10 protein-coding genes are annotated in these 12,618 nt (G+C 70.6%); 5 read left to right on the top strand and 5 right to left on the bottom strand.

Features of this window, described 5'->3' with window-relative positions; all coding sequences use genetic code 11:
- Nucleotides 1–12: 12 nt before the first annotated feature.
- On the bottom strand, nucleotides 13–1,518 hold the full coding sequence (locus LG634_RS00195; RefSeq protein WP_226731464.1) for a cytochrome ubiquinol oxidase subunit I: 1,506 nt from the start codon (nucleotides 1,516–1,518) through the stop codon (nucleotides 13–15).
- A 207-nt stretch (nucleotides 1,519–1,725) separates the two neighbouring features.
- Here LG634_RS00195 and LG634_RS00200 point away from each other — a divergent pair, with 207 nt between their 5' ends.
- Complete coding sequence (locus LG634_RS00200) at nucleotides 1,726–2,094, top strand: cyclophilin-like fold protein (protein ID WP_226731465.1); 369 nt, start codon at nucleotides 1,726–1,728, stop codon at nucleotides 2,092–2,094.
- 28 nt (nucleotides 2,095–2,122) lie between these two features.
- Here the strand turns inward: LG634_RS00200 and hisC are convergent, their stop codons facing one another.
- Complete coding sequence (hisC, locus tag LG634_RS00205) at nucleotides 2,123–3,202, bottom strand: histidinol-phosphate transaminase (RefSeq protein WP_226731466.1); 1,080 nt, start codon at nucleotides 3,200–3,202, stop codon at nucleotides 2,123–2,125.
- 351 nt (nucleotides 3,203–3,553) lie between these two features.
- Between hisC and LG634_RS00210 the strand changes: the two genes are divergently transcribed.
- The 3 genes from LG634_RS00210 (at nucleotide 3,554) to LG634_RS00220 (ending at nucleotide 6,978) form a co-directional block, all read left to right on the top strand.
- Complete coding sequence (locus LG634_RS00210; protein WP_226731467.1) at nucleotides 3,554–4,666, top strand: LacI family DNA-binding transcriptional regulator; 1,113 nt, start codon at nucleotides 3,554–3,556, stop codon at nucleotides 4,664–4,666.
- 169 nt (nucleotides 4,667–4,835) lie between these two features.
- The gene (locus LG634_RS00215) at nucleotides 4,836–5,987 is read left to right on the top strand and encodes a metallophosphoesterase (protein WP_372482350.1); all 1,152 of its coding nucleotides are present in this window, start codon (nucleotides 4,836–4,838) and stop codon (nucleotides 5,985–5,987) included.
- A 148-nt stretch (nucleotides 5,988–6,135) separates the two neighbouring features.
- Complete coding sequence (locus tag LG634_RS00220) at nucleotides 6,136–6,978, top strand: hypothetical protein (RefSeq protein ID WP_226731469.1); 843 nt, start codon at nucleotides 6,136–6,138, stop codon at nucleotides 6,976–6,978.
- A 73-nt stretch (nucleotides 6,979–7,051) separates the two neighbouring features.
- Here LG634_RS00220 and LG634_RS00225 read toward each other — a convergent pair whose 3' ends face one another.
- A complete protein-coding gene (locus tag LG634_RS00225; RefSeq protein WP_226731692.1) occupies nucleotides 7,052–8,449 on the bottom strand; it encodes a VWA domain-containing protein in 1,398 nt (465 codons plus the stop codon).
- A 165-nt stretch (nucleotides 8,450–8,614) separates the two neighbouring features.
- On the bottom strand, nucleotides 8,615–10,402 hold the full coding sequence (gene thiC, locus LG634_RS00230) for a phosphomethylpyrimidine synthase ThiC (protein ID WP_226731470.1): 1,788 nt from the start codon (nucleotides 10,400–10,402) through the stop codon (nucleotides 8,615–8,617).
- A gap of 212 nt (nucleotides 10,403–10,614) precedes the next feature.
- Here thiC and LG634_RS00235 point away from each other — a divergent pair, with 212 nt between their 5' ends.
- On the top strand, nucleotides 10,615–12,081 hold the full coding sequence (locus tag LG634_RS00235) for a YibE/F family protein (protein WP_372482343.1): 1,467 nt from the start codon (nucleotides 10,615–10,617) through the stop codon (nucleotides 12,079–12,081).
- Between the two features lie 83 nt (nucleotides 12,082–12,164).
- On the opposite strand, the gene LG634_RS00240 is transcribed toward LG634_RS00235, so the two are convergent.
- Nucleotides 12,165–12,614 carry an SsgA family sporulation/cell division regulator gene (locus LG634_RS00240; RefSeq protein ID WP_226731472.1) on the bottom strand — a complete coding sequence of 150 codons (450 nt, stop codon included), beginning with the start codon at nucleotides 12,612–12,614 and terminating at the stop codon, nucleotides 12,165–12,167.
- Nucleotides 12,615–12,618: the final 4 nt, after the last annotated feature.

Raw genomic sequence — 12,618 nt, forward strand, 5'->3', positions numbered from 1 at the left:
CTCTCCTCAGCCTCAGTACGAGAAGGCCATCGGACGGTCGGCGTCCTTGTCGTCGCCGCCGATCTTGGTGGGCGGGTTGAGGTCGGCTTCGGTCAGCTCGGGCGGTCCGGCCTTGATGTACTTGACCAGCAGCTTGACCTCGATGACCGCGAGCACGGCGTACAGGAGGGTGAACCCGATCATCGAGATGAGCACCTCGGCGGTGGAGACGCCCGGCGAGACCGCGTCCCGCGTGCGCAGGACGCCGTAGACCACCCAGGGCTGCCGGCCCATCTCGGTGAAGATCCAGCCCCAGGAGTTGGCGATCAGCGGGAAGGCGATCGTCCACAGGGCGACGAGCCAGTACCACTTGGTCAGCCGCGGGCTGAGGGCCTGCTTGAAGAGCACCAGGTGCGGCACCTCGTCCTCGCCGGTCCGCAGACCGGCCGGCAGCAGGAACTTCCGCCGCGTCAGCCACAGGCCGATGGCGCCCACGGTCAGCGAGGCCATGCCGAAGCCGATCATCCAGCGGAAGCCCCAGTAGGCGACCGGGATGTTGGGCCGGTAGTCGCCGGGCCCGAACTTCTCCTGCTCGGCTTTGTTGACGTCGTTGATGCCGGGGACGAACGAGTCGAAATCGTCGTTGGCCAGGAAGGACAGCAGGCCCGGGATCTCGATGGCCACCTTGTTGTGGCCCTTGTCCACGTCGCCGTAGGCGAACACCGAGAAGGGCGCGGGCGCCTCGCCGTCCCACAGCGCCTCGGCAGCGGCCATCTTCATCGGCTGCTGCTTGAACATGACCTTGCCGAGCAGGTCGCCGCTGACGGCCGTCATCAGACCGGCGATCACCAGGGTGACCAGGCCCAGCCGCAGCGAGGTCCGCATGACCGGCACGTGCTTCTTGCGTGCCAGGTGGAAGGCGGAGATGCCGACCAGGAACGCACCGCCGACGAGGAAGGCGGCGCTGATGGTGTGGAAGAACTGGGTGAGGGCGGTGTTCTGGGTGAGCACCAGCCAGAAGTCGGTGAGTTCCGCCCGGCCGCGTTCCTCGTTGATGCGGTAGCCGACCGGGTGCTGCATCCACGAGTTCGCGGCGAGGATGAAGTACGCCGAGAGGACGGTGCCGATCGAGACCATCCAGATGCAGGCCAGGTGGATCTTCTTCGGCAGCTTGTCCCAGCCGAAGATCCAGAGGCCGATGAACGTGGACTCGAAGAAGAAGGCGATCAGCGCCTCGAAGGCGAGGGGCGCTCCGAAGATGTCGCCGACGAACCGCGAGTAGTCCGACCAGTTCATGCCGAACTGGAACTCCTGCACGATGCCGGTGACGACGCCCATCGCGATGTTGATCAGGAAGAGCTTGCCCCAGAACTTCGTGGCCTTGAGGTACTTCTCCTTGCCGGTCCGTACCCAGGCGGTCTGCAGGCCGGCGGTGAGCGCGGCGAGCGAGATCGTCAGAGGCACGAAGAGGAAGTGGTAGACGGTGGTGATGCCGAACTGCCATCGCGCCAGGGTCTCCGGCGCCAAAGCCAGGTCCACGTCCGCTTCTCCTTCACTTCGCCGTGGTGACATCGGCAGCGCGCCTGCCCGGGCCCCATGGAAAGCGGAGGAAACACGGAGGAACCAGGCACGCTTGTGAACGCGTTCACATTCACAAGCATTATGTCGTACTGGTGTGGCGATCTTTGAACCGGGGGCCCCCTTCGCCCCCTGGTCAAGAAATTCAACATCTTGTTGAATTCAGTCATGCAGATACGACTCTCCTGGCCCGCCGGTCAGCTCACCGCCACCCTCGACGACACCCCGACCGCCAAGGCCCTGGCCGCGGCCCTCCCGCTCGTCGCCACCGCGAACACCTGGGGCGAGGAGGTGTACTTCGACACCGGGGTCTCCGTGGCCCTGGAGGACGACGCCCGCCAGGTGGTCGACCCCGGCACGGTCGCCTTCTGGACCGACGGCGACGCGCTCGCCCTCCCCTACGGCCCCACCCCGATATCGCGAGGAGGCGAGAGTCGCCTGGCGAGCCCGTGCAATGTGCTCGGCTCGCTCGACGGCGACCCCCGCCTCCTGGCCACCGTCCGCGACGGCGACCCGATCCGGGTGGAAGCGGCCTGACCCCCCCGGGGCCGGCCGCACTCGGCCCCTACAGCTCCTTGCGGAACGCCTCCGCCGTGTGCAGGAACAGGTCGTTCGCCTCGGGCTCGCCGATCGTGACCCGCAGGCCCTCACCGGCGAAGGGCCGGACCACCACACCGGCCTTCTCACAGGCCGCCGCGAAGTCGAGGGTCCGCTCCCCCAGCCGCAGCCACACGAAGTTCGCCTGGGTGTCCGGGACCGTCCAGCCCTGCTTGACCAGGCCCTCGTAGACCCGGGTCCGCTCGCACACCAGCGTGCCGACCCGGCCCAGCAGCTCGTCCTCGGCGCGCAGCGAGGCCACCGCCGCGTCCTGCGCCAGCTGGCTGACGCCGAACGGCACCGCCGTCTTGCGCAGCGCCGCCGCCACAGGCTCGTGCGCGATCGCGAAGCCGACCCGCAGGCCGGCCAGGCCGTACGCCTTCGAGAAGGTGCGGAGCACGGCCACGTTCGGGCGGCTGCGGTAGAGCTCGATGCCGTCCGGGATGTCGGTGTCGCGGACGAACTCGCGGTACGCCTCGTCCAGCACCACGAGGACGTCCGAGGGCACCCGGTCGAGGAAGCGCTCCAGCTCGGCCCGGCGCACGGCCGTGCCGGTGGGGTTGTTCGGGTTGCAGACGAAGATCAGCCGGGTCCGGTCGGTGATCGCTTCGGCCATGGCGTCCAGGTCGTGCACGTCGCCGTCGGTCAGCGGGACCTGCACGGACGTGGCGCCGGAGATCTGCGTGATGATCGGGTACGCCTCGAAGGAGCGCCAGGCGTACATGACCTCGTCGCCCGGGCCGGCCGTGGACTGGATCAGGGACTGGGCCACGCCCACCGAGCCGGTGCCGGTGGCGACGTGCTCGACCGGCACGCCGAAGCGCTCGGCCAGCTCGTTCACCAGGCCGGTGCAGGCCATGTCGGGGTAGCGGTTGAAGTTCCCGGCCGCCGCGACGGCGCTCTCCAGCACCCCCGGCAGCGGCGGGTACGGGTTCTCGTTCGAGGACAGCTTGAACGCGACGGCACCCCCGGCCGCGGCGGGCTTCCCCGGCTTGTACGTGGGGATTCCATCCAGCTCGGCGCGCAGCTTCGGGCTCTTCTCGCTCACCGCAGGTCCTCCTCGACCGTCCCTTGAGACTTCAATACTGCTCACCTTATGAGGATTCCGCCGTCCCGAGAATGGCTGGCGGCAGGAAACCGGGGGGCGCATGCATATATGCATGCGCCGGTGGCTCGCGCCGTGGCGCGCGTCACCCGTGAAGGTGAGTTGAGACCACTTCGAAACATGCCCACCTTGGCATGCTCGTACCGATCGACAAGCGGCCCAGCGACCGAAAACCCCAGAACGCCCTCTGTTTGCAAGGTCATTGGGGGTGGCGAACCATGCAGAAACGTGCCTGTCAACGACTGCATATGCATCCAGACCGTGAGGGCATGAGCGCCCTACTATCGGCTCGCCATGACAGCAGCAGGGAAGCATCAGGTGAGCCGGACGGAGACCCCCCGGCGGGCCGGCCGGCAAGGACGGGCGGGCATCAGGGACGTGGCGGCAGCGGCCGGCGTCTCGATCACAACCGTGTCGGACGCGCTCAATGGCAAGGGGAGGCTGCCGGACGCCACCCGTCGCCACGTCCGCGAGGTGGCCGACCGGCTGGGTTACCGCCCCTCCGCCGCGGCCAGGACCCTTCGTACCGGCAAGTCGGGTCTCATCGGCCTGACCGTCACGACGTACGGGGATGAACCTTTCACCTTCACCGAATTCGCGTACTTCGCCGAGATGGCGCGGGCCGCCACCTCCGCGGCACTCGCCCGCGGCTACGCCCTCGTCATCCTGCCCGCCACCTCCCGCCACGACGTCTGGTCCAATGTCGCGCTCGACGGGACCGTCGTCATCGACCCCTCCGACCACGACCCCGTCGTCACCGAGCTGGTCCGCCAGGGCCTGCCCGTCGTCTCGGACGGCCGACCGGCGGGCGCCCTGCCCGTCACCGCCTGGGTCGACAACGACCACGAGGCCGCCGTCCTCGACCTCCTCGACCACCTGGCCGCGGCCGGCGCCCGCCGGATCGGCCTCCTCACCGGAACCACCACCGACACCTACACCCGGCTCTCCACCACCGCGTACCTCAACTGGTGCAACCGCGTCGGCCAGGACCCCGTCTACGAGTCCTACCCGGCCCACGACCCGTGTGCCGGAGCGGTCGCCGCCGACCGACTGCTCGCCCGCCCCGACCGCCCGGACGCCGTCTACGGCCTCTTCGACCCCAACGGCACCGACCTGCTCGCCGCCGCCCGCCGCTACGGGCTGCGTGTCCCGGACGACCTGCTGCTGGTCTGCTGCAGCGAGTCCACCGTCTACGCCAACACCGAACCCCCCATCACCACCCTCTCGCTCAAGCCCCGCCGGATCGGCACCGCCGTGGTCCAACTGCTCATCGACGCCATCGAAGGGGTGGACACCGGGCGGCCGGTCGAGCAGGTGATACCGACCGAACTGATCGTCCGGACCTCCTCGCAGCGCCGGCAGCCCCGCACCACGGTGAGCCCGCCACGCTCGCCGGCGAAGGACTGAGACCGAACAATTCGGGAGAAAAGGCCGAACACGGGTCTGCGCGACACGTTCCGTCGAGGATTCACCACCCCTGGTGCGTCACAGAGCGCGAGCCGCATTCCTATGATGGGCGCACGACATCACGGACCCTCCGGCCAGGGAGGGTCCGCGGATGTGCGGCAGCGCGACGGTGGTGGAGGGGTCGATGAGCCAGGGGGCCGGTCAGGGACCCGTGATGCGGACGGAGACGCTGCGGGATTTCCGCGTCCCCGGAACCGCGCCCGAGCCGTACCAGGCCCCCGAGCCGTATCCGGCCGCGGCGCCGTACGGCGAGCCCCCGCACATCCCCCTCCAGCCGCAGGCCCGCGCGGACGTGCCGCCGTACCCGGAGCACGCCCCGCCCTACGAGGACGACCCGGACGGCTACACGCCCACCCAGCGGGACCTCCCCGTCATAGGAGCCCGGGCCGGTGACACCGTGCAGGTCACGTACGTGCCCGAGGAACGGCCGGGCTCCGGCCTCGGCCCCCTCTACGTCGTCGGCGACGTGCACGGCTACCTCGACGAGCTGGTCGCCGAACTGAGGGCCCAGGGGCTGATCGACGCCGACGGCTGCTGGTCCGCCGGCAACGCCCGGCTCTGGTTCCTCGGCGACTTCACCGACCGCGGCCCCGACGGCATCGGCGTGATCGACCTCGTGATGCGGCTGTCCGCCGAGGCGGCCGCTTCCGGCGGCTACTGCAAGGCCCTGATGGGCAACCACGAGCTGCTGCTCATCGGCGCCAAGCGGTTCGGCGACACCCCCGTCGCCTCCGGCGCCGGCACCGCCACCTTCCAGGCCGCCTGGCTCCTCAACGGCGGCCAGCGCACCGACATGGAGCGCCTCCAGGACGTCCACCTCCAGTGGATGTCCCGGCTGGACGCGGCGGCCCTGGAGGACGGCCACCTGCTGCTGCACTCCGACACCACCGCCTACCTCGACTACGGCAGCTCCATCGAGGACGTCAACGACAAGATCCACGAGCTGCTCAACCTCAACGACGCGAACGAGACCTGGGACCTGTTCCGCAAGTTCACCCGGCGGTTCGCCTTCCGCGACGAGGAGACCGGCCCCGAGGCCGTCCGCGAGCTGCTCGGGACCTACGGCGGCAGCCGCGTCGTCCACGGCCACAGCCCCATCCCGTACCTGCTCGGCGAGGTGGGCGCCGAGGACTCCGACGGCGAGGGCGGACCGGTCGTCGAGGGCCCCCACGTGTACGCCGGCGGACTGGCCATCGCGATGGACGGCGGGGTGACCATGGCCGGAAAGCTGCTGGTCGTGCAACTTCCGCTGAGCGACTGAGCGTTCACCGTCCGGGGTATTTCACGAAAGCCCCTGTCACCGTATGGCGTGGGCGCTCTACCATCGCACTGTCCGTAGCAGGCTCTCCTCCGTTTCCGCCGCTTGTCCGGGTCTACGCGGGCAAACCGGCCCGACGGAGTATCGGGGGATGCACATGACCAGCGCTCCGCACCTGCTGAACGAGGACCGGCCGGAGTTCGGACGCCTTCTCGACGAGGCGTTGCGCACCGCGCACGAGCGACCGGAACTGTCCACGGTCGGCGAACGGCTCAACGCGGAACAGCTGCGCACGATGGCACTGAACGCCAGCGCGCTGCTGACGGCCGCAGCAGCAGCCGAGTACGAGCACTATGTGAAAGTACGAGCGGATGTGCGCGACGAGGTCGCGACCACGCCCGTGGGCCGGGAACCCGAGGACGCGACCGGGGGCGCCGGTGCCAGCGCCGTCGTCGCCGTCCTCGCCCCGATGCTGGCCGGCACCGCCATGGTGATCTTCCTCCTGGTGGGCTACCTGCTCAAACTGCTCGATCCGGAACCGGCGTTCGCACGCACCATGCTCACCGTCGGCTGGTTCTTCGGTGCCCTCACCGCAGCCGCCATCCTGTGCGCGGCGATCGGCCTGCTGGTGACGGCCGTCCGCAACAGCCCCACCGAGGTGGCCTCCGACGCGGCCGAGGCGATACCCGACGAGGTGTCGCGGGCCCGCGAGGCGTGGCGGCACGCCCTGCTGGAGCGCGGCATCATGCCGTTCCTCCAGGACGCGCTCGCCGACCCCAGCGCCGACCCCGCAGCCCCCGCCCCGCGGCTGCCCCGCAGCCGCATCCCCCGGCTGGGCTACGACTCGCCGGACTTCACCAGCCCCGGCAGCGCGGGCGCCACCGCCGGCAGCAGCCGGCCCGGCTACAGCAGCCCGGACTTCACCAGCCCCGACTTCGGAGGGCCCGAGAGCCGGCCCGCGGGACCGGGGACGGCCGACGGGGACCGCGGCTGAGCGGGACCGCTCCCGCCGGCGCCGGCCCACCGTGCGGCAGCCGTCGTCGTCATGGTCGTCATTGTTGTCGTCGTCAGAGGATCCCCACCCGGCGGGCGTCCCGGATCCAGGACGGAAACTCCGAGAGGAGCCGGTCGTACAGCTCCGGGTCCGGCACCGTGCCGATGTCGTCGACGGCGAAGAACCCCACGTTGTCCACGCGCCGCCCCGGCATGGTGTCGAAGCGCTCCAGCACCCCGTAGTTCGACCGTCCCAGGCCCACGAACTGCCAGAACACCGGCTCTTCGACGGCGTCCCGCAGCTCCCGTTCGATCTCCGCGTTCCGGTAGACCCCGCCGTCGGAGAAGAACAGCACGAGGGTCGGATCGGCCGCCGGGGTGGCCCGTACGAAGTCCCGCACCTCGCGGATGACCTTCTGCTCCTCGTTCTGGATGCCCACGGCGCGCATGTCCACCTGGCCCGGCTGCAGGCCGCGCGGTGGTTTCCGGCGGCCGAAGACGGCCAGCTGGCCGACCCGCACGTGCAGCCGGAGCCACTCGGGCAGCTCGCCCAGCCGCAGGTCGGGCAGGCGCGCCGGGTTCGACGCGAAGGTCCACGCCTGCATCTCGCCGTCGTCGTCGAGCTGCGCGGCGACCGCCGCCATCCGCTCGACCACGTCCGCCACGACGCCCTTCGCGTACAGCATCGACATCGACCCGGAGGCGTCGAGGACGAGGACCACCCGGGCCCGTACGCCGGCCGCCCCGTGCTTCTGCAGGCTGACCGCCACCTGCTCCTTGCGCAGCGACAGCCGCTTGCGCATGTCCACGGGCAGCCGCTCCTCGCCCTTGACCAGGCGCGGGGCGGGGGCGGCGGGACGTACGGGGGCCTGCGGAGGTACGGGGGCTTGCGGAGGCACGGGCGCGGGCGGAGCCGGTACGGGCACGGCCGCGGGTACGGGTGCCGGCGGCGGGGCGTCGTCCACCGTTATGCCGAAGTCCGTGGCCAGGCCGGCCAGCCCGGCGGCGTACCCCTGCCCGACCGCCCGGAACTTCCACTGCCCCGCCCGCCGGTACAGCTCTCCGCCGATCATCGCGGTCTCCGTCCCGGCCGCCATGGCGAAGCGGGCCAGTTCGGCGCCGGTGCCCGCGTCGAGCAGCCGCAGCACCAGCCCGGGCAGCTGCCCGAAGGTGCCGCCGTCGGCCGACGCGCAGAGCAGGACCCGTTCGACGGCCGGCTCCACCCGGTCCAGCCGTACCTCGACGGTGTCCGTCCAGCCGTCCGGGCCGCGCTGCTTGCCCAGGTGCCGGACCGCGCCGGAGGCGTGCTCGGGCTGGTTGTAGAAGACGAAGTCGGCGTCCCCGCGGACCCGGCCGGTCCCGGTCAGCAGCAGTGCGGACGCGTCGGAGTCGGGCGCTCCGGGCCGGTCCGCCCACCCCAGCTCGGCGCGCACGGCGACGGCGGCCACGGGCATATTGGCGCCTTTGGACATGGAATTCGCAGTCACGGAGCCCAGTCTGCCGAGGCGTCAGCCCGCCGGGCCAGGGGTCTGCAGGACAAGACGGCGGGGGCGCCACCCGGAACATGATGGTCCGGGTGACGCCCCCGCTCCCCCGCGGTTCCCCCCTCGGGCCCCCCCTCGGGCCGCGTCCGCAGGTCAGTCGGCCAACGGCAGGTAGACGCGGTTGCCGGCGGCCGCGAACTCCGCCGACTTCTCCGCCATGCCGGCCTGGATCTCCTCGGCCTTGAGGTCACCGCCGTGCTCCCGGCGGATGTCCTGCGAGATCTTCATCGAGCAGAACTTCGGGCCGCACATGGAGCAGAAGTGCGCCGTCTTGGCCGGCTCGGCGGGCAGCGTCTCGTCGTGGAACTCGCGCGCCGTGTCGGGGTCGAGGGCCAGGTTGAACTGGTCCTCCCAACGGAACTCGAACCGCGCGTCCGACAGCGCGTCGTCCCACTCCTGCACCCCCGGGTGGCCCTTGGCCAGGTCCGCCGCGTGCGCCGCGATCTTGTACGTGATGACACCGGTCTTCACGTCGTCGCGGTTGGGCAGGCCCAGGTGCTCCTTGGGCGTCACGTAGCAGAGCATCGCGGTGCCCCACCAGGCGATCATCGCGGCGCCGATGCCCGAGGTGATGTGGTCGTACGCCGGGGCGACGTCCGTGGTCAGCGGGCCGAGCGTGTAGAACGGCGCCTCCTCGCAGATCTCCTGCTGGAGGTCGATGTTCTCCTTGATCTTGTGCATCGGGACGTGGCCCGGGCCCTCGATCATGGTCTGCACGTTGTGCCGCTTGGCGATCGTGTTCAGCTCGCCCAGCGTCTTCAGCTCGGCGAACTGCGCGGCGTCGTTGGCGTCCGCGATGGAGCCCGGCCGCAGGCCGTCGCCCAGCGAGTACGTGACGTCGTACGTCGCGAGGATCTCGCAGAGCTCCTCGAAGTTCGTGTAGAGGAAGTTCTCCTTGTGGTGCGCGAGGCACCACGCGGCCATGATCGAGCCTCCGCGGGAGACGATGCCGGTCTTGCGGCGCGCGGTCAGCGGGACGTACGGCAGCAGCACGCCGGCGTGCACCGTCATGTAGTCGACGCCCTGCTCGGCCTGCTCGATGACCGTGTCCTTGTAGATCTCCCAGGTCAGGTCCTCGGCCCGGCCGTCGACCTTCTCCAGCGCCTGGTAGAGCGGCACGGTGCCGATCGGGACGGGGGAGTTGCGCAGCACCCACTCGCGGGTGGTGTGGATGTTGCGGCCGGTGGAGAGGTCCATGACCGTGTCGGCGCCCCAGCGGGTGGCCCAGGTCATCTTCTCCACCTCCTCCTCGATGGAGGAGGTGACCGCGGAGTTGCCGATGTTGGCGTTGACCTTCACCAGGAACTTCTTGCCGATGATCATCGGCTCGATCTCCGGGTGGTTCACGTTCGCCGGGAGCACCGCCCGGCCGGCGGCGATCTCCTCGCGGACCACCTCGGGGGAGACGTTCTCGCGGATCGCGACGTACTCCATCTCCGGGGTGATCTCACCGCGGCGGGCGTACGCGAGCTGGGTGACGGCCTTGCCGTCCCGGCCGCGGCGCGGCAGCCGGGGGCGGCCCGGGAAGACGGCGTCGAGGTTCTTGAGGCCACCGCCGCGGGGCGAGGTGTGCTTGATGCCGTCGTCCTCGGGACGCACCGGCCGGCCGGCGTACTCCTCGGTGTCCCCGCGGCCGATGATCCAGTTCTCCCGCAGCGGCGCGAGGCCGCGGCGGACGTCGGTCTCGATCTGCGGGTCCGTGTACGGGCCGGACGTGTCGTACAGCGTGACGTCCTGGCCGTTGGTGAGGTGGACCTGACGGACCGGCACCCGGATGTCGGGGCGGGAGCCCTCGACATAGCCCTTGTGCCAGCCCGGCTTGCGCTCTTCGCCGTCGCTGTTCTGGCTGACGGCAGGCGTGCGTGCGTCCTGAATGGTCATGAGACCCATCTCCCTACGCCGGCATTACCCGGTAACAGGTTCGGCGGTCGGCGCAGCCTCCTCCCGCAGCCGTCTCTCGACGCGCGTACGGTGATCAGCGCCCTCTCAGCCCGGTGCTCCGAGCTCCCGCGTTGTGCAAAGGTGCCCCCACGCTAGCGTCATCTGTGGCGTGCTGAACAGTGGGCCCCCTCATCTCTTGCGATGATCGGTTGGTGACGACCTCGCCGCAGCCCCCAACAGAGCCCCCCGGCCACGGCCATGACCCCGCGTACCCGGGCGGTACGCACGTCCCACATGGCGGACACGGAGCCACGCACGGACACGGCGGACAGGGCGGACAGGGGCAAGGCCACGGGCACGGCGGGCACGGCGGAGGCGGGCACGGCGGAGGCGGCGGCCACGGGCACTCGCACAGCCACGGCCCCGCGGCCCCCGTCTCGAAGCACCTCCGCAAGGTCATCGCCGCGGTGCTGATCCCGTTCGCGACCGCCGTCCTCGTCGGGCTGGCGGTCCTGTGGCCCGGCGGCGCGCCCGGCCACGAGCGCACCGGCGTCGGCTTCGACCGGCAGACCCGGGAGGGCCGGGTCACCGCCCTGGTGCTGGTCGACTGCAAGGAGGTCAACGCAGCCCAGGAGCCGCGGGGCGACCGGACCGGCGGCCAGGACGGCACCGGCGGGACGACCGACAAGTGCGGCAAGGCCACCGTCGAGGTGACGAGCGGCCCCGACAGCGGCCGCACCTTCACGGAGATCGTCCAGCCCGGGGCGCCCCGGCAGCTGAAGAAGGACCAGGAGGTCGTCGTCGCGTACGCGCCCGACGCCCCGCGCGACCTCCAGTACTCGGTCGTCGACCTGAACCGCAGGCTCCCGCTGACCCTGCTCGCCGGGATCTTCGCCCTCGCCGTGGTCCTGGTCGGCCGGATGCGCGGCCTGTTCGCGCTGGTCGCGCTCGCGGTGAGCTTCGCGGTGCTCACCCTGTTCATCCTGCCCGCCATCCTCCAGGGATCGAACCCCCTGGTCGTGGCGGTCGTCGGGGCCAGCGCCATCATGCTGATCGCGCTCTACATGTGCCACGGCCTGTCCGCCCGTACCTCGGTGGCGGTGCTCGGCACGCTGGTGTCGCTGCTGCTCATCGGCGTGCTCGGATCGCTGTTCATCGACTGGGCGTTCCTCAGCGGCAACACCGACGACAACACCGGGCTGATCCACGGGCTGTACCCGGACATCGACATGAGCGGCCTGCTGCTCGCCGGCGTGATCATCGGATCGCTGGGTGTCCTCGACGACGTGACGGTCACCCAGACCTCGGCGGTGTGGGAGCTCCACCAGGCGGATCCTTCGATGGGACCGCGCGCCCTGTACCGGGCGGGCATCCGGATCGGCCGCGACCACATCGCCTCGGTGGTCAACACCCTGGTGCTGGCCTATGCGGGTGCGGCGCTGCCGCTGCTCCTGCTGTTCTCGATCGCCCAGAGCAGCGTGGGTGCGGTGGCCAACAGCGAGCTGGTCGCGGAGGAGATCGTACGGACCCTGATCGGTTCGATCGGCCTGGTGGCCTCGGTGCCGGTGACCACGGCGCTCGCCGCGCTGGTGGTCTCCGCCGACCGCCCGGGATCCCCCGGCGCCGGACGGGCCGGGGATCCCGGGCGCGGCGGCCGGGGCCGGCGCCGCAAGCGGTGAGGTGACCGCGGGTTCACCCTGGCCTGCTCGGGGGGCGGCCGGGTGTGCTGCGGACCGGTGGCGGGCCCGGAAGGGCCGTGCCGTCAGGCGCTGTTCTGCTCGTTCTGCCGGTTCTCGGTGAGGATCTTGTCGAGGGCGTCGTCGAGGTGCTGCTCGAAGTCGCCGAGGTTGCGCTCCTGACCGAGCGGTACGAGCCGGTCGGTGCGGTCGAGGAACGCGACGAGCGGCGCGGCGCCGGCCCGGAACAGCGCCCGGTCGCTGCCGACCTGGAGCCGGATGTGGACGTCGGAGAGGTCGTCGGGATCGGTGGGTGCGATGTGCACGTCGCCGTCGCCGCACGGCTTGTTGATGCCGTCGAGCAGCAGCTCCCGGCCGAACGCCCAGGTCACCGGGGCGTCTCCGGGAAGGTGGAAGGTCAGGCGGACTGCGTAGGGGTCACGTGCGTCGTACCGGAGCTCCACCGGGATCCGGAACGAGAGCTCCTCCGAAACGAGGAAGCTCATCATGACCTCTGCCTGTACCGACTCGCGCATTTGC

This window comes from Streptomyces bambusae, assembly GCF_020532645.1.
Classification (GTDB): domain Bacteria; phylum Actinomycetota; class Actinomycetes; order Streptomycetales; family Streptomycetaceae; genus Streptomyces; species Streptomyces bambusae.